We start from the raw sequence: 23,290 nt of genomic DNA on the forward strand, positions 1-23,290 counted from the left end.
CGAGGCTAACCCCTCTACTTAAGTGGAGGACCAGGATCTGGAACGGAGGCTTGCGTCACACCCGTTCGCCGCAAAGGCCCGGTTCCCGCTGGACGGCATACCTACTCGCAAGTAACCTGACGGGAAGCCCTCAGGAGGAAGCATGGCGATACCGCTCCAGATCCGTGCCGAGGCCGCGTTTTCGCAGCTGGCGTTCTGGCTTCCGAGGCCGGTCAGGAGAGCTATCGCCGGACCGCCGCTCCGCCTGGACGGCCAGGAACTCGCCCTCGACGCCCAGCTTCTGCTTCGCCTGCAGAAGCTGGCGAAGGCATCACTGGTGCGAGGAACCGTCGAAGAGTCACGCAGCCTGCTCCTGGCGAGCAGGCATCTGGTCAGCGGTCCGGTCATCGAGCCGGTCGCCACCAGGGAGCTGCTCATACCGACGGGTGACGGCGACGTGCCTGCCACGCTTTACACCCCGGCCGGGCTGCCGGATCCGTCCGGACTGCTGGTGTTCTTCCACGGCGGCGGCTGGGTGGTCGGCAGCCGCGACTCCCACGACAACACGGTCCGCTACCTGGCGAAACAGGCAGGCGTGCGGGTTCTTTCGGTGGAGTACCGGCTCGCGCCGGAGACGCAGTTCCCCGGCGCCACCGAAGATGCGATCGCGGCCTTCGAGTACGCCTTCGCGAAGGCGCGGGACCTGGGCGCCGACCCGGCCCGCATCGCCGTCGGCGGCGACAGCGCGGGCGGGAACCTCGCGGCGGTGACCGCGCAGCAGGCGGTGAAACGCGGCGGCGGTGTCCCGGCGTTCCAGCTGCTGTTCTACCCGGCGACCGATTTCACCGTGCGCCGCCGGTCCCGGGAATTGTTCGCGGAGGATCTGTTCCTCACCGATTCCGATATGACCTGGTTCGAAGGACATTACGTGCCGAAGGGCACCGATCTGTACAACCCGAAACTTTCCCCGCTGCACGGCGACGTTTCCGGATTGCCACCGGCGTATATCGCGACGGCCGGTTTCGATCCGCTGCGCGACGAGGGTGAGGCTTACGCGGAGAAATTGCGGAAAGCCGGGGTTCCGGTGGCGCTCAGCCGCCAGCCGGACCTGATCCACGGGTACATCAACTTCCTCGGCGTCGGTCAGCGGTTCCGCGAAGCGACGGCCGAAGCGGCGGGAGCCCTGCGGTTGGGCCTCGCACCGAAATAACGGCCAAAGCCCGAGTGAGGAGAAATGTCCCCACTCGGGCTCCGGCCCCCATATCGCGGCCCGCCGCCCTGCACGGCGGAACCTGACGATTCTTGACGGACTACGACTGTCTCTCGGGAGCGCGTCAGCGCGAAGAGAGACTTCACCCCGCGCGCCTCTTTCGGCCGAAGGCCACGGAAACCTTTTGTAGGGCGCCCCTACCTGCCTACGCGAGCTGGTCGCGATCCCGCGCCCTGCGAAAGGTTTCCGTCAGCGCGCGGCGATATTACGGCGTGGGGAGCGGCATCGGCGGAACCGGCAGCGGCGGGACAGGGACTCCGCCGAGTAGGCCGGCGAGGATCCCGGTCACGGCTACGAGCAGGGCTTTCACCAGGTCACTGACGATCTTCAACGGTCCGGGCAGGTCCGGAAGCGACGGGATCGGCACCGGCAGCGGCGGCAGTTGACGTGCCTTGGCCGTCGGGTCGGCCAGCAGCCTGCTGGACTCGACGGAACGACCCTGGGCCAGGTCGCCGAGCTTCTGCGTTTCGGTCTGGATCTGGTAGCGCTTGCCTGCGGCGATGTCGCCGAGGACGGGGCTCAGTTTGTCCAAGTCCGCCCGCGTCTTGGAGACGTCACCGGCGTAGGCCACCTTGGTGAGGCCGTCTCGCATCTGCAGCACCTGTGCGGCGAGCGCCTGCGTGTTCGACGAACCCTTTCCACCATCGGTGCTAGCCGTTGCGGCGCCGGCTGAGGCCACCGCCAACAGACTGCCTGCGGCGACCGCGGCAATCGTCCGGGCAATGTTGCCTTTCATTCCCTTACCTCCTGGCCTCTGGGACCTAACGAGGTAAATCGATACCCGCCGTATCGAAGGAACACCACCCGATCACCGGTTTGCGCCGTTTTCTAACCCTTACGTGCCGGATTCATTCCCAGTGAAGACCCCCACAATTGATTAACGTCGAAATCTTGTGCTTCCCCCTGAAGATCATCTTTTTCGAACTCTTTCATGACCATCCGTGACCGATCGACACGGTCGTGCGGCTCGTTCACCCACAGCGGTGTAAACGGTGATTGTTTGGCTTCATCACTCCGTCGGACAGGCGTGTCGCACTACTCCACTCGGGTTGTCCCCCACGCACGCCACGCCACCTTCTGGTTTCACATGCGAGTGGGGACATGGGAACGCCCCCGGTGCGAGCACCGGGGGCGTTCAGTGGTGGGAGCAGCCTCTCGAAGAGGTCGTCTACTTGCGGAAGGCGTCCGCGACCTTGTCGCCGAGGTCCTTGTCGACGTTCCGCCAGTACTCGAAGACGCGCTCCAGCACCGGCTGCGAGACGTCGTTCGAAGCGTGGCCGATGATGTTGTTCGCGAGCCGCTCACGCTGCTCGTCGTCCATCACCTCGCGCACGAGGGTGCCCGGCTGGCCGAAGTCGTCGTCCTCGGCGTGGAGCTTGTACGCCGACCGGATGACCTCGTCCTCGACGCCGTAGCTCGACGCGGTCTCGGAGGCGATCTCCGCGTTGGCGTGCGGGCCGCCGTAGGAGTTCGGCGCGTACACCGGGTCGCCCGGGTTGTTGTAGCGCATCGCGCCGTCACGCGAGTAGCTGTTCACCGGGGACTTCGGCGCGTTGACCGGCAGCTGCGTGTAGTTCGCGCCGATCCGGTAGCGGTGCGCGTCCGGGTACGCGAACAGGCGGCCCTGCAGCATCTTGTCCGGCGACGGGCCGATGCCCGGCACCAGGTTGGACGGCTCGAACGCGGCCTGCTCGATCTCCGCGAAGTAGTTCGCCGGATTGCGGTCGAGCACCCAGCGGCCGACCTTGATCAGCGGGTAGTCGCCCTTCGGCCACACCTTGGTCAGGTCGAACGGGTTGAAGCGGTAGTCCGCGGCGTCGGCGTACGGCATCACCTGGACGTGCAGCGTCCAGCTGGGGTGGTTGCCCTTCTCGATGTTCTTGAACAGGTCGCGGATGTAGTAGTCGGAGTCCTCGCCCGCGATACGGTCCGCGTCGGCCTGCGGCAGGTAGCCGATGCCCTGGTCGGTCTTGAAGTGGTACTTGACCCAGAACTTCTCGCCGCCGGCGTTCTCCCACAGGTAGGTGTGCGAGCCGAAGCCGTCCATCTCACGCCAGTTCGACGGGATGCCGCGGTCGCCCATCAGCCAGGTGACCTGGTGCGCCGACTCGGGACGCAGGGTCCAGAAATCCCACTGGATGTCGTGGTCGCGCAGGTGGTTGTCGGCGCGGCGCTTCTGCGAATGGATGAAGTCGGGGAACTTGATCGGGTCGCGGATGAAGAACACCGGGGTGTTGTTGCCGACGAGGTCGTAGTTGCCCTCGGAGGTGTAGAACTTCACCGCGAAACCGCGCGGGTCGCGCCAGGTGTCGGGTGAGCCGTTCTCCCCGGCGACCGACGAGAAGCGGACCAGGCTCTCGGTGCGCACACCCGGCTGGAACAGCGCGGCCTTCGTGAACTGGCTGACGTCCTCGGTGACCTCGAGGAAGCCGTGCGCGCCTCCACCCTTGGCGTGCACGACGCGCTCGGGCACGCGTTCGCGGTTGAACTGAGCGTTCTTCTCGATCAGGTAGTGGTCCTGGAGCAGGATCGGGCCGTTGGCGCCCAGCGTCAGCGAGTCGTTGTCGCTCGCGACGGGGATGCCCACATTGTTCGTGGTCGGCAAGGTCACGCAGGTGCCTCCTGGTTCGTGGTGGTGTGCGGTCGGCCGGTCGGGGCGGTGTGTCCCACCCTCTCGCTTATTCTGGAATCAGTCAAGAAAACACCCCGGGCGGGTGACGCCCACCATGCGGAAAAAAACTTGCACGCGCGTACCAAGTTAAGTTCTCATCGACCGTATGGCCCTCGCTCCGTACCGTCGCGTGTTAGCCGTGCCCGGAGTCCCCAGCTCGATGCTGCTGATGTTCCTGGCGCGGCTCCCGATGACGGCCATGGGCGTGACGATGACGCTGTACGTGGTCAACGACCTCGGCCGCGGCTACGGCGCGGCCGGGCTGATCGGCGCGGCCACCACGCTCGGCAGCGCGATCGGGGCGCCGCTCGTCGGCCGGTACGTCGACCGCTACGGGCTGCGGCCGGTGGTCGCGATCTGCGGGCTGGCCTCGACGACTTTCTGGATCAGCGCGCCGCATCTGCCGTATCAGGTGCTGCTGGCGGTCGCGCTCCCCGCGGGCGTGCTGTCGGTGCCCGCCGGGACGCTCGCGCGGCTGGTGCTCACCGCGCTCGTGCCGCTGGAGCAGCGGCGGGCGGCCTACTCGCTGGACACGATCCTGGTGGAGGCGTCGTTCATGATCGGGCCGTCGGCCGGGATCATGGCGATCACGCAGCTGCCCGCGGTCTACGCGCTCACCGGCATCGGAATCTGCTTCGCGCTTTCGGCGACGCTGATCTACCGGATGAACCCGCCGATCCGCGCCGAGGCCGACGCCGAGGTGTTCACCGGCGAGCGGCCGCCCGTGCGGAGCTGGCTCACCGGACGGCTCGTGATGGCGATGTTCATCGCCGCCGGCGCGCTATTCTGCCTGGTCGGTATGGAACTGGCCGCGTTGGCGACAGTGCGCGCGAGTGGCGACATCGCCTGGTCCGGGTTGCTGATCACGGTGATGTGCGTCGCTTCCGTCCTCGGCGGGGCGATACACGGCGCGGTCCGGCGGTCGCTTCCGCAGGGCACGCTGATGGTGCTGCTCGCGGTGCTCACACTTCCGGTCGGGCTGATCGCCGAGCCGTGGTGGCTGCTGGCGATCGTGCTCTTCCCGAGCAACGTGCTGTGCGCGCCGACGCTGGCGGCGAGCACGGAGACGGTCAGCGCGGCGGCGCCGCCCCGGGTGCGCGGCGAGGCGATGGGCCTGCTGGACGCGGCCAGCCGGATCGGGCTGGCGATCGGGAGCCCGATCATCGGGTTCGTGATCGACCGCTCCAGCCCTGGCTGGGGGTTCGCTGCGTCGGCGGTGGGCGCACTGGCGATCGCGTCACTCGGCCTCTTCTGGCGACGCTCCCGCACCCCCGCCGCCTCGGTGCCCGCGCTCGCCTCTTCCTGACGCGATTCGGCACCTACTTGCGATAGTTGCGGGGCATCCATCGCAAGCAGGTGCCGAATCTCCATCGCAAGTAGGTGCCGAATCGCGGGGGTTTTAGGCGCAGACCTTGCGGAGGGCTTCGACCCGTTCGAGGTTGCGCTTCGTCCAGTCCGCGATCTTGCCCGCGTCGGTGATGTTCTCCTTCTGGACCTGCAAGTAGGAGTCGGCCATGCCGGTGAGCGCGCCCGCCACGTCCTGCTCGCCGACGCTGGTCGCCAGCTCGCGCAACCGCTTCTCCTTGTCCGCGGCCCGCTCCTTGATCGTGGCCGGGTCCGGATTCAGGTCGACGAGGCTGAGCGCCTCGGCGCACGCGCCGACCTTCGTCGCGGCCTTGTTCGTCTGATCGACCGCGTTCGTGACCTCACTACAGCCCGCCAGCGCGAGTCCGGCGGCCGCCATGAGCGCCGCGATTCCCAACCTCTTCATGACAACCACAGTAGCGAGAAACGTGGGTGGTATGTCGGGTTCCCCCGGCACACCACCCCGCCTCAGCCCTTCACACAGACAACCTGCTTCAGGTGCGCGACCACCTCGACGAGGTCGGTCTGCGCCTTGATGACCGTTTCGATGTCCTTGTAGGCGGCCGGGATCTCGTCCACCACACCGGAGTCCTTGCGGCATTCCACCCCGGCGGTCTGCGCGGCGAGGTCTTCGGCGGTGTACAGCTTCTTGGCCTTGTTCCGCGACATCCGGCGGCCCGCCCCGTGCGACGCGGACTGAAAGGACGACGCGTTCCCGAGGCCACGCACGATGTACGAACCGGTACCCATGCTGCCCGGGATGATCCCGAGGTCGCCCGAACCCGCGCGGATCGCGCCCTTGCGCGTCACCAGCAGTTCGACGCCGTCGTAGGTCTCTTCGGCGACATAATTATGGTGGCAGCTGATCGCGTCGTCGAACGTCGTCTGCGGGACGACGTCCTTCAGCGCCTGCTTGACGAGCGCGACCATGGTGGCGCGGTTGCGTGCCGCGTAGTCCTGCGCCCAGAACAGGTCGCGCCGGTACGCCTGCATCTCCGGCGTGCCAGCGACGAACACCGCGAGGTCCGGATCCGGCAGATCCGCGTTGTGCGGCAGCTTGCGCGCGACGGCCATATGGCGTTCCGCGAGTTCCTTGCCGATGTTGCGCGAACCCGAATGCAGCATCAGCCACACGCGGCCTTCGTCGTCGCCGCCCTGTTCGAGGCAGACTTCGATGAAGTGGTTGCCGCCGCCGAGGCTCCCGATCTGGCGGGCCGCGCGGTCGTGCAGGTCCTGGACGCCGGCGTGCAGGTCACCGAAGGACTTCCAGAACGCGTCCCAGCCACCGACACCGTGCACCTTCGCCGGGTTCACCGGGGTCTTGTGCAGGCCGAAGCCGACCGGGACGGTGGATTCGATCCGGCGGCGCAGCTTCAGCAGGTCGTCGGGCAGATCCGCGGCGGTGAGCGAGGTTCGCACCGCGCTCATCCCGCAGCCGATGTCGACGCCGACTGCGGCCGGGGACACGGCGTCGCGCATCGCGATCACGCTGCCGACGGTCGCGCCCTTGCCGTAGTGGACGTCGGGCATGACCGCGACGCCGTGCACCCACGGCAGGTTGGCGACGTTGTGCAGCTGTCGCATGGCTTGGTCCTCGACCGACGTGGGGTCGGCCCACATCCGGATCGGAACCCGCGAGCCTTCGACCGCCGTGTACATGACTTTCCCTTCGTGGAAAACGTTTTGTCGCCCTTGAGGATGCCCGGGCCTGGCGAACCGGACAAGGCAATTACCGCACTCCACAGTGGACTGTCCACGGACCGCTGCTTGCACTGGCGTTCGTCGGTGGGATGCGGGCCTACAGCGGGGACGCGCGGGGCGAGTTCCTCGCTACGCGGCCTGCTTCGGTGCCACGAAGCCCTGCCTTGGCGCAATTCGTCCTCTAGTTGCGGTCGGGCTGGTCGCCGGGTCGCGATGTAGTGAAGGCCTCCTTCACTACCTTGAGGGTAGGGAAGGAGGCCTTCACGGGGACCTTGCCATCGTCGCGGGGTGGAACCTCGCCGCAAGTAGTCCTCTGGTTGCGGTCGGCCCGCATCACGAGCGGAGCGTCAGGCGTTCGCGGCGACCAGTTCGGCGATCTGGACCGCGTTCAGCGCCGCACCCTTCCGCAGGTTGTCGTTCGACAGGAACAACACCAGACCGCGACCGCCGTCGACGCCCGGGTCCGTCCGCAGTCGTCCGACGTACGACGGGTCCTGACCGGCGGCCTGCAACGGGGTCGGGATCTCCGACAGTTCGACGCCGGGAGCGCCGGTCAGCAGCTCGGTCGCGCGGGCGACCGAAAGCGCCTGCGAGAACTCGGCGTTGATCGAGATCGAGTGACCCGAGAACACCGGCACCCGCACGCAGGTGCAGGACACCAGCAGCTCCGGGATGCTCAGGATCTTGCGGCTCTCGTTGCGGAACTTCTTCTCTTCGTCCGTCTCGAACTCGCCATCGTCCACAATGGACCCGGCCAGCGGGAGGACGTTGTGCGCGATGGGGCGCGCGTACTTCTTCGGCTCGGGGAAGGTCACCGCCGCACCGTCGTGGGTCAGCGCGCCCGCGTTCGAGGCCGCCGCGGCGAGCTGGCCTTCCAGCTCCTCGACGCCGGCGAGTCCGCTGCCGGACACCGCCTGGTAGGTGCTGGCGACGAGCCGCACCAGGCCCGCTTCGGCGTGCAGTGGCTTGAGCACCGGCATCGCGGCCATGGTGGTGCAGTTGGGGTTCGCGATGATCCCCTTGCGCGCTTCCTTGATCGCCTCCGGGTTGACCTCGCTGACGACCAGCGGGACATCCGGGTCCATCCGCCAGGCGGACGAGTTGTCGATCACCGTGGCGCCTGCCGCGGCGAACCTCTCGGCCTGCGCCTTGGAGGTCGAGCCACCGGCGGAGAACAGCGCGATGTCCAAACCGGACGGATCGGCGGTCGTCGCGTCCTCGATGACGATTTCCTCGTCCTGCCAGGAAAGCTTCGAACCGGCGGACCGCGCCGAAGCGAAGTACCGCATTTCGGCGACTGGGAAATCCCGTTCGGCCAGCAGACGGCGCATCACGCCGCCGACCTGACCGGTCGCCCCGACGACTCCTACCCGCAACCCGGCCATCAGCGACCACTCCCCGCGTAGACGACGGCTTCTTCGTCGCCGCCGAGTTCGAATGCCTCATGGATCGCGCGTACCGCGTCGTCGAGCTGCGCGTCCCGGATCAGCACCGAGATCCGGATCTCCGAGGTGTTGATGATTTCGATGTTGACGCCCGACTGCGCGAGCGCCTCGCAGAACGTCGCCGTGACACCGGGGTGCGAACGCATCCCCGCGCCGACGAGCGACACCTTGCCGACGTGGTCGTCGTAGAGGACCGACTCGAAGCCGATCTCGTCCTTGATCTTCTCCAGCGACTGCACGGCCTTGGCGCCATTGGCCTTCGACAGCGTGAAGGTGATGTCGGTGCGGCCGGACGACGTACTGGACACGTTCTGCAGCACCATGTCGATGTCGATCTCGTTGTCGGCGATCACGCGGAAGATCCTGGCGGCGGCACCGGCCGTGTCGGGCACTCCGGTCACCGTGATCTTGGCTTCGGAGCGGTCGTGCGCCACACCGGTGATCAACGCTTGTTCCACGGGGATCTCCTCGATAGAACCGGTCACCGTGGTGCCCGGCTTGTCACTGTAGGAAGAACGGACTCGGATCGGGACGCCGTAGCGGCGCGCGTACTCCACCGAGCGCAGGTGCAGGATCTTCGAACCGCTCGCGGCGAGTTCGAGCATCTCCTCGTAGGCGATGGTGTCGAGCTTGCGGGCGTCGGGCACGACCCGCGGATCCGCGGTGTACACACCGTCCACATCGGAATAGATCTCGCAGACGTCGGCGTTCAGCGCCGCCGCAAGCGCGACGGCGGTGGTGTCCGAACCACCGCGGCCGAGGGTGGTGATGTCCTTGGTGTCCTGCGACACGCCCTGGAACCCCGCCACCAGCGCGATGTAGCCCTGGTCGAGGGCTTCCGTCACGCGGCTGGGGCTGACGTCGATGATCCGCGCGTTGCCGTGCACCGACGTCGTCACCACACCGGCCTGCGAACCGGTGAACGACCACGCCTCCGCGCCCTGCGCCGAAATCGCCATCGCGACGAGCGAGTTCGAGATCCGCTCACCCGCGGTGAGCAGCATGTCCATCTCACGTTCCGGCGGCGCCGGGTTGACCTGCTGAGCCAGGTCGAGCAGCTCGTCCGTCGTGTCCCCCATGGCGGAGCAGACGACGACCACGTCGTTGCCCGCCTTCTTGGTGGCGACGATGCGTTCCGCGACGCGTTTGATCCGGTCGGCACTTTCCAACGACGAACCGCCGTACTTCTGGACCACGAGGGCCACGCCCGAACCTCCTCGACGGGCCGGGCGTGCTCCTGGTGGGCACCGAGGAGCCCCCGCGTCCCTTATTTGGGCGAAAGCCTACCGGGGTCGCGCACGCCCGCCACCCTCGTAAGTGGTCCTGACCACTACTTCGAGGACTCCTGGAAGTAAATCTTCCTTAACACCAACGAAATACTAGGAGGGCTTTCACTTTAGTGACGGAGAGCACCCCTTGTTATCCATCCATGCCCCCGCCGCCACCCTCAAACGAGGAGCTTCGCTCCGCTGTATCTTCCCGAGTCGTGCACAAACCAGCTCACACAAGTACCCCGATCGCGTCGATCCTGGCCCATCGCTGGAGTCCTCGCGCCTACGACGAGGCCGCCGTCGTCACCGAAGACCAGCTCCGCGCGCTGCTCGAGGCGGCCCGCTGGGCACCGTCCTTCGGCAACACCCAGCCCACCCGCTACCTGGTCGGCCTGCGGGGCACGCCGTCGTTCGACCGGATCCTGTCGACACTCAACTCGGGCAACCGCGATTGGGCCCATCGCGCCGGTCTGCTGCTGATCGGCGTGATGGTGACCACGAACGAGAAGGGCGAGGTCCCGTACGCCGAGTACGGGCTGGGGCTGGCGAGCGAGAACCTCGTGCTCCAGGCCGTCGAACTCGGGCTGATCGCGCACCAGATGGCGGGCTTCTCCGCCGAAGCGGCGAAGGACTTCTTCGGTCTTCCCGACGACGTCGTCCCGAAGGTCGCCATCGCCGTCGGCTCGCCCGCCGACCCGTCCGTACTCGAAGAGGACTGGCGGATCGAGCGCGAGAAGGCACCACGGGAGCGCCTCTCGCTGGCGGAGTTCGCCTACTCGGACGCCTGGGGCACGAGCGCCTTCTCCGAGTGAGGGAGCCAGCGCAGGGCCAGACCCCCTAGAGCGATGTGCAGCAGGCTCAGCACCACGACGGCCGTGTGCAGACCCGCGACGAAGGCCGACTTCGCGTCAGAGGCGGCAGCGGGCGCGATTCCGGGCAGCTGGAGGGTTTCGTCGAGCGTCGGTGCGAGATCCGGTCCGGTCAGGCGGAACACCAGGGCGGCGAGCGAGCCCATGAGCGCGATCCCCAGCGCGTTCCCGATCTCGTTGCTGGTCTCGGCGATCGCGCCCGCCGCTCCCGCCCGCCCGGCGGGCACCGCGGCGACGGCGGTGTCGGCCACCACGCTGAACGAGATGCCGTAGCCGACGCCCGCGACCACCGTCGAGGCGACGTACCAGCCGACGCCGCCCGAAACGCCGGTCATGAGCAACAGCAGCAGCCCGATGGCGATGGCGAAATGGCAGCCGATCAGCGCCGTCCGCTTGCCGACGCGCTCGACCAGCGCCGGTGTGACGACGCACATGGTCGTCAGGACGGCCGCCCCGGGCAGGGCCAGCAGCGCCGCGTGCAGAACGGGCAGCCCCAGCACGGACTGAAGGTGGATGCCCGCCAGGTACGCGGCCGCCGACCAGGCGGCGAGGGGCAGCAACCCGGTGACGATCGCGATCGTGAAGACCCGGTCGCGGAACAGGGCGAAATCGATCAGCGGATGGTCGAGCGTCCGCTGGCGGCGGGCGAACCACACCAGTAGAGCGACCCCGGCGATCCCCGCGGAGAGCGAGACGGCGGACAAGCCGTCCGCGGCCATGTGCTTGATGCCATAGATCGCCAGGAGCAGCCCGACCGCGGACAGCACCACGCTCACCGCGTCGACGCGACCCGGCCTCGTGGCCCGCACCTCACGCAGCAGAACGGGCGCGAGCAGCAGGAACACCGCGATCACCGGCAGGTTGACCAGGAAGACCGAACCCCACCGGAACCGCTCCAGCAGGACACCGCCGACGACCGGGCCGATCGCGAAACCGGCGGCGAACGCGGCCGCGAAGACGCCGATGGCCTGCGCGCGTCGTCGCGGATCGGTGAAGAGTTCGCTCAACACCGCCAGCGCGGACGGCAGCAGCGTCGCGCCCGCCAGCCCCATGAGTGCCCGGAACGCGATGAGCAGTTCCGGTGTCGAGGCGAACGCCGCGCCCGCCGAACCCAGGCCGAACACCGCGGCGCCGATCATCAGCAGCTTCAGCCGTCCGTACCGGTCTCCGATGTTGCCGAACGCGATCAGCAGCGATCCGACCGCGAAGCCGTAGACGTCGAGGATCCACAGGGCCTGGTCGGCGCTCGGGGACAACGCCTGGCTGATGCGCGGCATCGCGAGGAACAGGATCGACCCGTCCATCGAGACCAGCAGTACCGGGCAAAGGATCACGAGAAGGCCGAACCAGGCTCGCGTGCTCTGTCGTGTCATGACGTCGACGCTGTACCGGCTTCGGGAGAGCAGCCATCCCCGTGCCGTGGGTACACCCCGCAGGTACACCCACGGCGTCGCGCGGGAACCTAGGCTCGGAGTCATGGAAAGCCTCGGCCTGTACCTCAAAAGCCGTCGTGACCGGGTGACCCCGGCCGAGATCGGCCTGCGCACCTACGGCACTTCCCGCCGCGTGCCCGGCCTGCGCCGCGAGGAACTCGCCCAGCTCGCCGGGGTGAGCGCCGGGTACTACACGCGGCTCGAACAGGGACTGGCCGAAACCGCTTCACGGCAGGTGCTCGACGCGCTCGCCCGCGCGCTCCGGCTCGACGACGTCGAAACCGGCCACCTGCACAATCTCGCCCAGCGGTCCGCGCTTCCCCGGCTGTCCGATCCCGGCCCGGAAGACCCGCACCCCCGGGTCCTCGCGCTGCTGGAGAACCTCGGCGAGGCCGTACCCGCCCTCGTCTTCGGCCGTCGCGGCGACGTCCTCGCGTGGAACCACGCCGGGAACGCGCTCATGGCCGAGCACGTCGCGTTCGACGCGCCGCGGGACCCGGAGCGGCGCCCGTCCCTCCCAAGGATGTTCTTTCTCGACCCGCTCACCCGCGACCTGTACCGGAACCGCGCCGAACTCGCCCGCGTCCACGTCGCCTACCTGCGGTTGACCGCGGGCCGCTATCCCACCGACGCGCGCCTCGCCGGGCTCATCGGCGAACTGACCATGCGCAGCGACGACTTCGCGGCGCTCTGGGCGACCGGCGACGTCGCCGACTGCACCGTCGGCGCCCTGCGTCTCCAGCACCCCACGGTCGGCGCGGTGGACGTCGACTACCAGGTGTGGGTCCAGCCCGACAGCCCCGATCACCGGCTGGAGATCTACACCCCGCAGGACGCCGCTTCAGCCGACGCTTTGCGGCTCCTGACCCACTTCGATCGCTAACGCGAGAAGGCTAGGCGGAACCGCCGAGACGCCGGATGATCTTGGCGAGAATTCCCGTGACCACCATCCAGAAGATGGCCGCGATGCCGTAGTTGATCAGCACGCGGAGTTTGGCGTCGGCGGGCATGAAGAGGTCCTTGAAGCCCAAAAGCAGCCCGTCGGCCCAGCCGCGGACGAACGAGACGATGCCGTTGTCCGGGTTCGCCTCGCCGATCACGAAGACGACGTGCAGCACCAGGATCGCGGCGAAGATCAGGCCGACCCAGCGGACCACGCTCGCCAGCACTCCAGCCGCGCGGCCACCGCCCGCGCGCCAGTCGACCTTGCGCTTGGTCTCCTGATCAGCGGTTTCCTTCTCTTCAGCGTGCTCGCCCATGCCGGGCAGTGTGGCACGCTCCCTGGTCCGATTGCTACCCGCGAGTAACCCGAATGGGCGCCACTCTGGTCACGGTTCGATCGCGGCCCGGGTTTCCTTTCGAGAGATCTCGCGGTTAAGGTGGCGTCGTGGCTCGAGCTCTCCTGCTTCGCTGCCGCGACGGGGCCTGATCTGACCGGCTCCCCGTCGCGGGGCTTCGTGGTGCCGGTCGTCGCACCCGATTCTTCAGGAGAACCGTCCCCTCATGAGCATTCGCAAGCCCACGCGCCCGGCGGCGTCCGAGCAGGCTTCTTGGAACACCCAGCGCGGCACTTCGATGCCCGTCCACCGCTATCGCCCCTGGTACGACCTGGTCGAGAACATCGACCTGCCCGACCGCACCTGGCCGGACAAGCGCATCGACACCGCCCCGCTGTGGTGCGCGGTCGACCTGCGTGACGGCAACCAGGCCCTGATCGACCCGATGTCGCCCGCGCGCAAGCGCAAGTTCTTCGACCTGCTGGTCCGCATGGGCTACAAGGAGATCGAGGTCGGCTTCCCGGCGGCGTCGCAGACCGATTTCGACTTCGTCCGCGAGATCATCGACGAAGGCGCCATCCCGGAGGACGTCAGCATCCAGGTGCTGACCCAGTGCCGTCCCGAGCTGATCGAGCGCACCTTCAAAGCCCTCGAAGGGGCGCCGCGCGCGATCGTCCACATCTACAACTCGACGTCGATCCTGCAGCGTCGCGTGGTGTTCCGCGAAGAGCGGATCGGCATCACGAAGATCGCTTCGCAGGCGGCCGAACTGGTCGTCGAGTACGCGGCGAAGCAGCCGGACACCGACTTCCGCTTCCAGTACTCGCCGGAGTCCTACACCGGCACCGAGCTGTCCTACGCGCTCGAGGTCTGCAACACGGTCACCGAGATCTGGCAGCCGACGCCGGAGAAGCCGGCAATCCTGAACCTGCCCGCCACAGTCGAGATGGCGTCGCCGAACATCTACGCCGACTCGATCGAGTGGATGCACCGCAACCTGGAGCGCCGTGACTCGGTGATCCTGTCGCTGCACCCGCACAACGACCGCGGCACCGGCATCGCCGCCGCCGAACTCGGCTACCAGGCCGGCGCGGACCGGATCGAAGGCTGCCTGTTCGGCAACGGCGAGCGCACCGGCAACGTCGACCTGGTCGCGCTGGGCATGAACCTCTACAGCCAGGGCGTCGACCCACAGATCGACTTCTCCGACATGGACGAGATCAAGCGGACCGTCGAATACTGCAACCAGCTGCCGGTGCACGAACGCAGCCCGTGGGCCGGTGACCTGGTGTTCACCGCCTTCTCCGGCAGCCACCAGGACGCGATCAACAAGGGCCTCGACGCGCTGAAGGCCGCCGCCGACAAGGCGGGGACCCCGGTAGACGAGCACCCGTGGGAGGTCCCGTACCTGCCGATCGACCCGAAGGACATCGGCCGCAACTACGAGGCCGTGATCCGGGTGAACTCGCAGTCCGGCAAGGGCGGCGTCGCCTACATCATGAAGGCCGAGCACCAGCTCGACCTGCCGCGGCGCTTGCAGATCGAGTTCTCGAAGGTCGTCCAGCGCCACACCGACACCGAGGGCGGCGAAGTCGACCCGGCCACGATGTGGAACGCGTTCTCGGCCGAGTACCTGGAGCTGAAGTCGCCGCTGGAACTGGTCCGCCAGCACGTCAGGGACAACGGGGACGGCGAGTACGACATCACCGCCACCGTGCGGGTCGAGGGTGACGAGCACGAGGTCACCGGACGCGGGAACGGCCCGATCGCGGCGTTCTTCGACGCGCTGTCGACCGTCGGCTTCGACCTGCGGCTGCTGGACTACAGCGAGCACACGCTCTCGCCGGGCGACGACGCCCGGGCGGCTTCGTACATCGAGTGCGCGATCTCCGACCGGGTTTACTGGGGCATCGGGATCGACCCGTCGATCGTGACCGCTTCGCTGCGGGCCGTCGTCTCGGCCGTGAACCGGGCCCACCGCTAGCTCGCTCGATTGAGATGAAGGGGCCTTTCATAGCAAATTTTGCTATGAAAGGCCCCTTCATCTCACGTAGGTCGCCCGCACCACCGCGGCTAGTGTCGCGTGATCCCGCAGGTCTTACCCGTGACTGGACGGCGATCTCCCGTGATTGGACGGAGATCACGCGTGACTGGACAGAGGTTACGGAAGATCTCCGTCTGATCACGCGTAACCGCCGTCTGATCACGCGAGATCTCCGTCTGAGGAACGAAACCCCACGCCAAGCAAGCAGGATCACGCGCAACTAGGTGACTACTTGCGCCGGTTAGAGGGCCTTCACCGCGGCCAGGACGTCGGCCGGGTCGGTGCGGGTGGTGTAGTCCGGGTGCACGTCGATGTAGCGGATGACGCCGTCGCGGTCCACGACCAGGACGGTCGGGTACGGCAGTTCCCACTCCGGCTCGCCGTTGATCTTCTCGACGTCGCCGATGAGCGTGTCGAACGCCGGCTTCGTCTCCGGGGCCAGCCGGAACGTGATGCCGAGCGCGCGTCCGAGTTCGTTGCCCACGTCGGACAGCACGGTGAACTCCAGATCCTTTGTGGACAGCGACTCGTCCGGGAGCTGCGGGCTGATCGCGATCAGCTTCACTCCGAGATTCTCCAGTTCCGGCAACACTTCCCGCTGATACGCGCGCAGCGCGAGGTTGCAGTACGGGCACCACGCGCCGCGGTAGAACACCACGACGGCGGACCCCTCGGCGACCTGGACCTTGGCGCCGTTCGCGTCCGGCAGTGTGAGGTCCGGCATCGCCGTCCCCGGCTTCGCGGCCGCTTCGACGACCGTCCCGACGAACTTCTCGCGGTCGGCCTTGAGCACTTCGGCGATCTCCGCCGGAACGTGGCTCGCGACGGATCCTCGCAGCTCGGCGAGGTCGGTGTCGAGATCCCCCATCATCAGCTCCCTGGGTTGTACTGATCGGTACAGTGTGTCCGACTGTACTATTCGGTACATGGATGGTCAACCGGCGAAGACACCTCGCGGACGGCTGACGCGGGACGCGATCGTCGACGCGGCGGCGGAACTGATGTACGTCAACGGCGTCGCCGGGACGAGCGTCGACAAGGTCCTCGCGGCGAGCGGGGCCGGGAAATCGCAGATGTACCACTACTTCAAGAACAAGGATCAGCTCGTCGAGGCGGTCATCGCGCGTTTCCTGGAGAACATCCTCGGCAACCAGCCGACCATCTTCGAACTGCGCGACTGGGCCGATTTCGACCAGTGGGCCCAGGAGATCCTGACCATCCAGACGACCCCCAAGGGCCCGATCGCCTGCCCCCTCGGCAACCTCGCCGGCGAACTCGGGGACGACCCGAAGATCGGGCCGCTGCTCGACAACGCCTATCGCGAGTGGGAATCACATCTCGAACGCGGATTGAAGTCGTTGCGGGAACAGGGAAAGCTCGCCGAAGACGCCGACCCGGCCAGGCTCGCGCAGGCCGCGATGGCGTGTGTACAGGGCGGCCTGCTGATGGCGCATCTGCGGCACGACATCACGCCGATCGCCGACGCGCTCAAGATCGCGCTGGACCACCTGAAGAGTCACGCTCGCCGGTGAGCGCGGCGACCTCGTCGGCGAGCGCGTCGAGCACCTTCGCCACCGCGGGCCGTGAGGACGCGCCGAGCCGGCAGACCGCTTCCACATGCCGCGCCGCCTTGATCCCGGCGATCGGACGGCAGACCAGGCCGCTGCCCCGCCGAGTGTCCATTGTGTACCGAGGGAGCAGCGCGATCCCGTGCCCGGCGGCGACGAGCCGTTCGGTGATGCGGAAATCGTTGATGCGCTGGACGACCTGCGGGCGCACACCGGTGCGGATGATCAGCGACTGGAGGATGTCGTCGACCGGGAACCCGGCGTTGACGCTGATCCAGCGTTCGTCGGCCAGTTCGGCGAGTTCGATCCGGCGCCGCTTCGCGAGCCGATGCCCCGTGGGAAGCGCGACGTCGAGCGGTTCGCGCAGCAGATGCCGCGTCTCCAGCCGCTCAGAACCGAGTGACGGCGCGTGCTCGTCCCGGTGCGCGACCACGATGTCGTAATCCGCGACGAGCCCGGGAACCTCCGGCGGGGTCATGTCGACGTCGCGCACGATGACGTCCAGCCCCTCGAATTCCGCCGTCCGGCGCAGCAACCCCGGCAGCAGCATCAGCCCGGCCGACTGGAAGATCGCCACCCGGACCCGGCCGCGCGGGGCGCTGCGGTAAGTGTCCAATTCGGACTCCGCGCGGTCGAGCGCGGCGAGCACGTCGTCCGCGCGGGCGACCAGCGCGCGGCCCGCGTCGGTCAGCCGGAGACCCCGGCCCGCCGGTTCCGTCAGCGCGAGCCCGACGTCGCCCTGCAAGGCGCGGAGCTGCTGGGAAACCGCGGACGGGGTGCAGTGCAGTGCCTTGGCGGCCGCCGTCACGCTGCCGCGATCGGCGAACTCCCGCAGGGTCCGCAACCGGCCGATGTCCATGCCGCCAGCATATGTGAAGCGAAACTGAACGGTCACTGAAAATATTGTCGCTTGTCCTTCACGATATGCCCCCGTAAGAGTGAACGTATGCCCGCCCGCGACCGTTTGCTCGCCCTGCTCGTCGCCGTCCTCTGGGGCTGCAACTTCCTCGCCATCCACGCCACCCTCGGGCAGTTCCCTCCCGTCTTCGCCGGTGGCCTGCGCTTCGCGGTCATCGCGATCCCGACGCTCCTGTTCGTGCCGTGGCCGAAGGTGAAGATCCGCCACCTGCTCGGCTACGGACTGGGCTTCGGCACCGGGCAGTTCGCGTTCCTCTTCATCGCGATGGACACCGGCATGCCGACCGGCCTCGCGTCGCTGGTACTTCAGGCTTCGGCCCCGTTCACCGTCCTGCTCGGCGCCGTCTTCCTGCGGGAACGCGTCTCCAGGCGGCAGCTGGCCGGGATCCTGCTCGCCGTCGCCGGGATGGCGACGATCGCCTGGCAGCAGGCGGGCAACGCCGCCCTGCTGCCGGTGATCCTGACCCTGCTCGGCGCGCTGAGCTGGGCGTTCGGCAACCTGAGCACGCGGCAGGCGGCACCGGACAACCCGCTGAACTTCGTCCTCTGGATGTCCGTGGTGCCGCCGCTGCCGATGTTCGCGCTGTCACTGGCCATGGAGGGCCCGGCGGAGATCGGCCACTCGTTGACCACACTGGGTACCCCGACCGGGCTGATCGGCCTCGGCGGGCTCGCCTACGTCGTGCTGTTCGGCACTATCGTCGGCTCCGGGATCTGGACGTCGCTGATGCGCCGTAATCCGGCTGGCGTGGTCGCGCCGTTCTCCCTGCTGGTGCCGGTGGTCGGGCTGTCGATGGCGTTCCTCGTGCTCGACGAGCGGCCTTCGCTGCTCGAAGTCGTCGCGGCGGCGGTCGTCATCGGCGGGGTGCTGTTCGGTTCGACGAAACGCCGCGTGCGCGAGCCGGACTTCCTCCCTGAAGCCGAAACACCTCAGCCCACTGGCGTGCGGTGAGGTTTTTGGGCAAGGCGGTGGGCGGGATCCGCTCCTCCTGAAGCCAGCGCCGGGTCTCGCGGGACGCGCCGAGGATCTCCGCGATTCCCCGGCCCCGGCCGGTGAACACCCGCCGCACGAACTCCTGATAGCGGTCGCGGTGCTCGACGAGCGGAGACGTCCGCCGGGTCATGGTCAGCAGCCCGCCGTCGACGCCGGGCCGGGGACGGAACGCCGTCGCCGGGACCCTCGTGACCAGCCGGAAGTCGAACCACGGCCACCACTGCGCGGTCATCATGGTCGCGCCGCCGACACCCGCGCGGCGGCGCGCCACCTCCCATTGCACGAGCAGCACGGCCTCGGTCCAGCCGGGAGCGCGCAGGACGCGGCGCAGCGTCGCGGTGGTCAGATGGAACGGCAGATTGCCGACCAGCACATGCGGCGTCGCCGGGAGGGGGTGCCGCAGGAAGTCCGCGGTGACGATCTCCGTCGGCGGCTGGACCCGGCCCGCGAGCCGGGCGGCGCGCCGGTCGTCGAGTTCGATGGCGGTCAGGCGCCTGCCCAGCCGCTGCAACGGGACGGTCAGCGCGCCGTCGCCCGCGCCGATCTCGACGATGGGCCCGCCAGTGGCGGCGGCGAGCTCCACGACGGTTTCGATGGTGTTCCGGTCGATGAGGAAGTTCTGGCCGAGTTCATGACGGCCAGGACGCTGTGTGCGCAAGGGATCTCCGCGGCTTCGAGGTGAGCCGGGCAGCCTGAAGCAGGCCCGGCGATGACTCGCTCGGGCGACGGTTCCTTGCTGGATGCGTGGAATCCGCCGCTAGACGCGGCGGGTCCTGGTGAAGGCGGCAGCACACATGGCGGCGAAACTACCCCGGCCGGAGCACTCTCGCCAACGGTTTTCAGCAGGAGTCGCGCGGCGACAGAGTCAAGTACGCTTGATCTATGTCATGGACCGCGACGGACCGGTACCGGTCGCGCACCGCACCCTCGGGGCTGGCGCTCGTTCAGGACTTCCTCAACACGAAGGCGATCAAGACGCACGGCCTCGACCTGCTGAGCGAAGCCGACCTCGCACGGCCTTGGGCGGCCGAGGCACTGGGCGAGTGGTCGCGGACTCGAGACTCCGACGTGCCCGAGATCACGCTGGCCGACGGCGACCTTCGCGCGCTTCGCGACCTTCGGGAGTCGTTCGTAGGGCTCGTCGACGACGGCGACGCTTCGGCCGTGAAGCCGGCGAAGGCGGACCTGGTCCTGCGGGACGGCGTCGTCCGGCTGTTCCCGTCGGGCATCGGGCGGCAGTGGCTCACCTCGGCGCTGTGGACGGAGACGCTGCTCGCGCAGCAGTCCGGGATCTGGCCGCGGCTGAAACTGTGCCGTCTCGACGGCTGCCGTTCGGCGTTCTACGACGTCTCGCGCAACAACAGCGGAGTCTGGCACGACGTGAAGACCTGCGGGAATGTCGTGAACCTGCGGGCGTCGCGGGAGCGGAAGAAGGCGCTCAGCTGAACGAGGCCAACGCCGACGGGATCGGGATGTCGCCGCCGATGACGTCGAAACCCTGGTTCTCGGCCAAAGGTTCTTCGAGGGTCGCGACCATGACGGCGGCGACGTCGGCTCGGGAGATACGGCCCGGTTCGAGGTGACCGGCGATCTTGACGTGGCCGCTCGGCTTGTCGTCGGTGAGCGTGCCGGGGCGGACGATCGTCCAGTTCAGGCTGGAGCGGCGGAGGATGCTGTCGGAGATCTGCTTCGCCATCAGGATCGAGCGCACCAGGCGATCGCCCTGATCCGGCGAATCGGCGAACTGCGCGGACAACTGCACGAACCGCGAGACACCCGCCTTCTCCGCGGCACGGATCGCGGTGATCACGCCGTCGCGATCGACGAGGTCCACCGACGCCTGATCCGGATCGGGCGCGCCGATCGCACTGATCACCACCTCGGAACCGGCGAGGGCCTCGACGAGGTCTTCCGCGTCGGCGGTGACGTCCGCGACCACGGTTTCCACACCGAGACCGGCGACCTCCTCGGCGCGGCGGCGGCTGCGCAACCCCGCCCGCACCTGATGTCCCCGCCCCCGCAGAAGCCGGACCACGTGAATCCCCGTCCGCCCCGAAGCACCCAGCACTGTGACCCGCATGACACCGAGTCTGCCCGAAAGCGGCCGGTTTTGCCTGGTCGCGCCCGCCGCAATTAGTCACCTACTTGCGGGGCTTGGCGCCTCGCTGACGGGACCGCGCGTGTCGCGAAAGCCACTTTCGGGACGTGTGATGTCCCGAAAGTGGCTTTCGCGACATGGTCGCGCGCGATGCCTGGCGTCCGCGAGTCACCCCAGACCGCGTTCAGCCACCTGAAGGCGACGCAAGGAAGGCCCCCTTCCTTGCGCCTAGCGCAAGGAAGGGGGCCTTCATGTACTTCCGCGAAAGGAACTAGAGGATCTCGGCCGCCGAGCCGACGTCCGGCAGACCGCCGATGTCAGGATTCAGATCCCCGGCATCGACGAGTTCCGCCTTGACCTCGTGCCGCTGGATCCGCCCGTCGCGGATGTCCTCCGCGTAGTGGCAGGCGACCCGGTGCCCCGCGCCGATCTCCCGCAGCTGCGGGCGGTCGGTGTCGCACAGGCTCTGCTGCTTCCACGGGCACCGCGTGTGGAAACGGCAGCCGGACGGCGGCCGCGCCGGCGAGGGAAGGTCACCGGCGAGCAGGATCTGCTCCCGGGTGTCCTCCACCGTCGGGTCCGGCACGGGGATCGCCGAAAGCAGCGCCCGCGTGTACGGGTGCAGCGGGTTCTCGTACAGCGCGTCGGCGTCGGCTTCCTCGACCAGCGAGCCGAGGTACATCACGCCGATGCGGTCGGAGATGTGCCGCACCACCGCGAGGTCGTGCGCGATCACCAGGTACGTGAGGCCGAGTTTCTCCTGGAGGTCTTCCAGCAGGTTGACCACCTGCGCCTGCACCGAGACGTCCAGCGCGGACACCGGTTCGTCGGCGACGATCAGGTCCGGCTCGACGGCCAGTGCCCGAGCGATGCCGATGCGCTGACGCTGACCGCCGGAGAACTCGTGCGGGTACTTCCGCAGCGAGGACTCCGGAAGACCGACGGCGGACAGGAGTTCGCGCAGCCGCGTGGCGGTCGCTTCCTTGTCCTTGTCGAGGCCGTGCGCCTTCATTCCTTCCAGCAGAATGGATTCCACCGACTGCCGAGGGTCCAAAGAGGACATCGGGTCCTGGAAGACCATCTGCATCCGGCGGCGCGCCTTGCGCAGGGCCTCGCCCTTGAGCCCGGCGATGTCCGTGCCGTCGAAGACGACGTTGCCGTTCGTCAACTCGGTCAGCCGGAGGATCGCCCTGCCCAAAGTGGACTTCCCGCAGCCGGACTCCCCGACAAGGCCATAAGTCTCGCCCTTGCGGATGGCCAGGTCGACGCCGTCGACGGCGTACACGTGCCCGACCGTGCGGTCGACGACGATGCCGCGTTTGATCGGGAAGTGCACCTTGAGGTCGTTGACCTCGAGCAGCACTTCCTGCGTCGGTACCACTGAGGTCATCGTGCCCCTCCTTGTGCGGCCACGGCCGGGATCACCGGGTTGTGGCAGCGCAGCAGCCCACCGCGATCGGGGGTCAGCTGCGGTGAAACCTCCCGGCACACGCCGAGAGCGTTCGGGCAGCGGGGCGCGAAGGCGCAACCGCCGTCCCACGGGATGTTGTCGGCGACGGATCCCTTGATGGGGATCAGTTTCTCGCCGCGACCCGCGTCGAGACGCGGGATCGAGGCGAGCAGGCCGTGCGTGTACGGGTGCCGCGGCTCGGCGAACAGCGCGTGCCGTTCGGCGCGCTCGACGATCTTGCCGCCGTAGAGCACGTTGACCTCGTCGCAGAGACCGGCGACGACACCGAGGTCGTGCGTGATCATGATCAGCGCGGTCCCGGTGTCCTGCACCAGTTCCCGCAACAGCGCGAGGATCTGCGCCTGGATCGTCACGTCGAGCGCGGTGGTCGGCTCGTCGGCGATGAGCAGCCGCGGACGGCACGCCAGCGCGATCGCGATCAGCGCGCGCTGCCGCATCCCGCCGGAAAGCTGGTGCGGGTACTCGGAAAGCCGCCGCGACGGGTCGGGGATGCCGACCTTGTCCAGCAGTTCCGTCGCTTCCACCGACGCCGCCTTGCGCGACATCCCGCGGTGCCGTTCCAGCACCTCGGTGATCTGCAGGCCGATCGGGATGACCGGGTTCAGCGAGGACAGCGGGTCCTGGAAGACCATGCCGAGGTCACGACCCCGGCGGTCCCGCATTTCCTTGTCCGACAGGCGAAGCAGATCAGTGCCTTCGAACGACACCGAGCCGCTGACGTGGTTGCCGCGCTTCGCGAGCAACCGCATGATCGCCAGTGACGTCACGGATTTGCCGCAGCCGGATTCGCCGACCAGGCCGACCGTCTGGCCGGGTTCGACGTCGAAACTGATCTCGTCCACCGCGGTGAACGGCTTCTCGCCGCGTCGCTGGAAAACGACCTTGAGGTCGCGTACTTCAAGGAGAGCCATGAAAG

22 protein-coding genes are annotated in these 23,290 nt (G+C 67.9%); 8 read left to right on the top strand and 14 right to left on the bottom strand.

Translation table 11 applies throughout. The annotated features are described in order from the left end of the window. Positions 1–142: 142 nt before the first annotated feature. Complete coding sequence (locus ACLARN_RS32395; protein ID WP_409495267.1) at positions 143–1,189, top strand: alpha/beta hydrolase; 1,047 nt, start codon at positions 143–145, stop codon at positions 1,187–1,189. A gap of 265 nt (positions 1,190–1,454) precedes the next feature. Here the strand turns inward: ACLARN_RS32395 and ACLARN_RS32400 are convergent, their stop codons facing one another. Both ACLARN_RS32400 and ACLARN_RS32405 read right to left on the bottom strand, forming a co-directional pair. Then, positions 1,455–1,985, bottom strand: a complete 531-nt coding sequence (locus ACLARN_RS32400) for a hypothetical protein (protein ID WP_409495268.1) — start codon at positions 1,983–1,985, stop codon at positions 1,455–1,457. Positions 1,986–2,417: 432 nt separating this feature from the next. Beyond that, complete coding sequence (locus ACLARN_RS32405; RefSeq protein ID WP_409495269.1) at positions 2,418–3,860, bottom strand: catalase; 1,443 nt, start codon at positions 3,858–3,860, stop codon at positions 2,418–2,420. Positions 3,861–4,080: 220 nt separating this feature from the next. Between ACLARN_RS32405 and ACLARN_RS32410 the strand changes: the two genes are divergently transcribed. Beyond that, on the top strand, positions 4,081–5,226 hold the full coding sequence (locus ACLARN_RS32410) for an MFS transporter (RefSeq protein ID WP_409495319.1): 1,146 nt from the start codon (positions 4,081–4,083) through the stop codon (positions 5,224–5,226). Between the two features lie 93 nt (positions 5,227–5,319). Here ACLARN_RS32410 and ACLARN_RS32415 read toward each other — a convergent pair whose 3' ends face one another. The 4 genes from ACLARN_RS32415 to ACLARN_RS32430 form a co-directional block, all read right to left on the bottom strand. Then, positions 5,320–5,691 (bottom strand): hypothetical protein, encoded by a 372-nt coding sequence (locus ACLARN_RS32415; protein ID WP_409495270.1) that lies wholly within the window; start codon positions 5,689–5,691, stop codon positions 5,320–5,322. Positions 5,692–5,753: 62 nt separating this feature from the next. Next, positions 5,754–6,944, bottom strand: coding sequence for an RtcB family protein (locus tag ACLARN_RS32420; protein WP_409495271.1), 1,191 nt, complete (start codon positions 6,942–6,944; stop codon positions 5,754–5,756). A 389-nt stretch (positions 6,945–7,333) separates the two neighbouring features. Further along, positions 7,334–8,371 (bottom strand): aspartate-semialdehyde dehydrogenase, encoded by a 1,038-nt coding sequence (locus ACLARN_RS32425; RefSeq protein WP_409495272.1) that lies wholly within the window; start codon positions 8,369–8,371, stop codon positions 7,334–7,336. Then, complete coding sequence (locus ACLARN_RS32430; protein WP_409495273.1) at positions 8,371–9,636, bottom strand: aspartate kinase; 1,266 nt, start codon at positions 9,634–9,636, stop codon at positions 8,371–8,373. Before ACLARN_RS32430 ends, ACLARN_RS32425 begins: the two co-directional genes overlap by 1 nt. A gap of 281 nt (positions 9,637–9,917) precedes the next feature. On the opposite strand from ACLARN_RS32430, the gene ACLARN_RS32435 reads away from it, so the two are divergent. Next, positions 9,918–10,514 (top strand): nitroreductase family protein, encoded by a 597-nt coding sequence (locus ACLARN_RS32435; RefSeq protein ID WP_409495274.1) that lies wholly within the window; start codon positions 9,918–9,920, stop codon positions 10,512–10,514. On the opposite strand, the gene ACLARN_RS32440 is transcribed toward ACLARN_RS32435, so the two are convergent. After that, a complete protein-coding gene (locus ACLARN_RS32440) occupies positions 10,475–11,944 on the bottom strand; it encodes an MFS transporter (protein ID WP_409495275.1) in 1,470 nt (489 codons plus the stop codon). The two genes, ACLARN_RS32435 and ACLARN_RS32440, sit on opposite strands and share 40 nt — an antisense overlap. A gap of 103 nt (positions 11,945–12,047) precedes the next feature. Between ACLARN_RS32440 and ACLARN_RS32445 the strand changes: the two genes are divergently transcribed. Next, positions 12,048–12,887, top strand: coding sequence for a helix-turn-helix transcriptional regulator (locus tag ACLARN_RS32445; RefSeq protein WP_409495276.1), 840 nt, complete (start codon positions 12,048–12,050; stop codon positions 12,885–12,887). Between the two features lie 10 nt (positions 12,888–12,897). Here the strand turns inward: ACLARN_RS32445 and ACLARN_RS32450 are convergent, their stop codons facing one another. Beyond that, entirely contained in the window at positions 12,898–13,263 is a 366-nt protein-coding gene (locus tag ACLARN_RS32450) for a hypothetical protein (protein ID WP_409495277.1), read from the bottom strand. Between the two features lie 244 nt (positions 13,264–13,507). Here ACLARN_RS32450 and leuA point away from each other — a divergent pair, with 244 nt between their 5' ends. Further along, entirely contained in the window at positions 13,508–15,265 is a 1,758-nt protein-coding gene (gene leuA, locus ACLARN_RS32455; RefSeq protein ID WP_409495278.1) for a 2-isopropylmalate synthase, read from the top strand. Positions 15,266–15,566: 301 nt separating this feature from the next. Here the strand turns inward: leuA and ACLARN_RS32460 are convergent, their stop codons facing one another. After that, positions 15,567–16,193, bottom strand: coding sequence for a peroxiredoxin-like family protein (locus tag ACLARN_RS32460; RefSeq protein WP_409495279.1), 627 nt, complete (start codon positions 16,191–16,193; stop codon positions 15,567–15,569). A gap of 58 nt (positions 16,194–16,251) precedes the next feature. Between ACLARN_RS32460 and ACLARN_RS32465 the strand changes: the two genes are divergently transcribed. Then, positions 16,252–16,857 (top strand): TetR/AcrR family transcriptional regulator, encoded by a 606-nt coding sequence (locus ACLARN_RS32465; RefSeq protein WP_409495280.1) that lies wholly within the window; start codon positions 16,252–16,254, stop codon positions 16,855–16,857. On the opposite strand, the gene ACLARN_RS32470 is transcribed toward ACLARN_RS32465, so the two are convergent. Then, positions 16,814–17,752 carry a LysR family transcriptional regulator gene (locus ACLARN_RS32470; protein ID WP_409495281.1) on the bottom strand — a complete coding sequence of 313 codons (939 nt, stop codon included), beginning with the start codon at positions 17,750–17,752 and terminating at the stop codon, positions 16,814–16,816. The two genes, ACLARN_RS32465 and ACLARN_RS32470, sit on opposite strands and share 44 nt — an antisense overlap. Positions 17,753–17,839: 87 nt before the next feature. Here ACLARN_RS32470 and ACLARN_RS32475 point away from each other — a divergent pair, with 87 nt between their 5' ends. Further along, positions 17,840–18,763, top strand: a complete 924-nt coding sequence (locus ACLARN_RS32475) for an EamA family transporter (RefSeq protein ID WP_409495282.1) — start codon at positions 17,840–17,842, stop codon at positions 18,761–18,763. Here ACLARN_RS32475 and erm read toward each other — a convergent pair. Further along, positions 18,666–19,463: a 23S ribosomal RNA methyltransferase Erm gene (erm, locus tag ACLARN_RS32480; protein WP_409495283.1), complete on the bottom strand. Its 798-nt coding sequence runs from the start codon at positions 19,461–19,463 to the stop codon at positions 18,666–18,668. The two genes, ACLARN_RS32475 and erm, sit on opposite strands and share 98 nt — an antisense overlap. Before the next feature lie 224 nt (positions 19,464–19,687). Between erm and ACLARN_RS32485 the strand changes: the two genes are divergently transcribed. Beyond that, positions 19,688–20,251: a CGNR zinc finger domain-containing protein gene (locus tag ACLARN_RS32485; protein ID WP_409495284.1), complete on the top strand. Its 564-nt coding sequence runs from the start codon at positions 19,688–19,690 to the stop codon at positions 20,249–20,251. On the opposite strand, the gene ACLARN_RS32490 is transcribed toward ACLARN_RS32485, so the two are convergent. The 3 genes from ACLARN_RS32490 to ACLARN_RS32500 form a co-directional block, all read right to left on the bottom strand. Continuing rightward, positions 20,244–20,885, bottom strand: coding sequence for an SDR family oxidoreductase (locus ACLARN_RS32490; RefSeq protein ID WP_409495285.1), 642 nt, complete (start codon positions 20,883–20,885; stop codon positions 20,244–20,246). The two genes, ACLARN_RS32485 and ACLARN_RS32490, sit on opposite strands and share 8 nt — an antisense overlap. A gap of 289 nt (positions 20,886–21,174) precedes the next feature. Then, positions 21,175–22,293, bottom strand: a complete 1,119-nt coding sequence (locus tag ACLARN_RS32495) for an ABC transporter ATP-binding protein (RefSeq protein ID WP_409495286.1) — start codon at positions 22,291–22,293, stop codon at positions 21,175–21,177. Further along, positions 22,290–23,285 (bottom strand): ABC transporter ATP-binding protein, encoded by a 996-nt coding sequence (locus ACLARN_RS32500; protein ID WP_409495287.1) that lies wholly within the window; start codon positions 23,283–23,285, stop codon positions 22,290–22,292. Before ACLARN_RS32500 ends, ACLARN_RS32495 begins: the two co-directional genes overlap by 4 nt. Positions 23,286–23,290: the final 5 nt, after the last annotated feature.

Origin of the sequence: Amycolatopsis sp. cmx-11-12 (assembly GCF_046269425.1) — a bacterium.
Taxonomy (GTDB): Bacteria; Actinomycetota; Actinomycetes; order Mycobacteriales; family Pseudonocardiaceae; genus Amycolatopsis.

Coding starts and splice junctions, on each gene's coding strand:
- ACLARN_RS32395 (WP_409495267.1), top strand. CDS start 143: ATGGCGATACCGCTCCAGATCCGTGCCGAGGCCGCGTTTTCGCAGCTG.
- ACLARN_RS32400 (WP_409495268.1), bottom strand. CDS start 1,985: ATGAAAGGCAACATTGCCCGGACGATTGCCGCGGTCGCCGCAGGCAGT.
- ACLARN_RS32410 (WP_409495319.1), top strand. CDS start 4,081: ATGCTGCTGATGTTCCTGGCGCGGCTCCCGATGACGGCCATGGGCGTG.
- ACLARN_RS32415 (WP_409495270.1), bottom strand. CDS start 5,691: ATGAAGAGGTTGGGAATCGCGGCGCTCATGGCGGCCGCCGGACTCGCG.
- ACLARN_RS32420 (WP_409495271.1), bottom strand. CDS start 6,944: ATGTACACGGCGGTCGAAGGCTCGCGGGTTCCGATCCGGATGTGGGCC.
- ACLARN_RS32425 (WP_409495272.1), bottom strand. CDS start 8,371: ATGGCCGGGTTGCGGGTAGGAGTCGTCGGGGCGACCGGTCAGGTCGGC.
- ACLARN_RS32440 (WP_409495275.1), bottom strand. CDS start 11,944: ATGACACGACAGAGCACGCGAGCCTGGTTCGGCCTTCTCGTGATCCTT.
- ACLARN_RS32445 (WP_409495276.1), top strand. CDS start 12,048: ATGGAAAGCCTCGGCCTGTACCTCAAAAGCCGTCGTGACCGGGTGACC.
- ACLARN_RS32450 (WP_409495277.1), bottom strand. CDS start 13,263: ATGGGCGAGCACGCTGAAGAGAAGGAAACCGCTGATCAGGAGACCAAG.
- leuA (WP_409495278.1), top strand. CDS start 13,508: ATGAGCATTCGCAAGCCCACGCGCCCGGCGGCGTCCGAGCAGGCTTCT.
- ACLARN_RS32460 (WP_409495279.1), bottom strand. CDS start 16,193: ATGGGGGATCTCGACACCGACCTCGCCGAGCTGCGAGGATCCGTCGCG.
- ACLARN_RS32465 (WP_409495280.1), top strand. CDS start 16,252: ATGGATGGTCAACCGGCGAAGACACCTCGCGGACGGCTGACGCGGGAC.
- ACLARN_RS32470 (WP_409495281.1), bottom strand. CDS start 17,752: ATGGACATCGGCCGGTTGCGGACCCTGCGGGAGTTCGCCGATCGCGGC.
- ACLARN_RS32475 (WP_409495282.1), top strand. CDS start 17,840: ATGCCCGCCCGCGACCGTTTGCTCGCCCTGCTCGTCGCCGTCCTCTGG.
- ACLARN_RS32485 (WP_409495284.1), top strand. CDS start 19,688: ATGTCATGGACCGCGACGGACCGGTACCGGTCGCGCACCGCACCCTCG.
- ACLARN_RS32490 (WP_409495285.1), bottom strand. CDS start 20,885: ATGCGGGTCACAGTGCTGGGTGCTTCGGGGCGGACGGGGATTCACGTG.
- ACLARN_RS32495 (WP_409495286.1), bottom strand. CDS start 22,293: ATGACCTCAGTGGTACCGACGCAGGAAGTGCTGCTCGAGGTCAACGAC.
- ACLARN_RS32500 (WP_409495287.1), bottom strand. CDS start 23,285: ATGGCTCTCCTTGAAGTACGCGACCTCAAGGTCGTTTTCCAGCGACGC.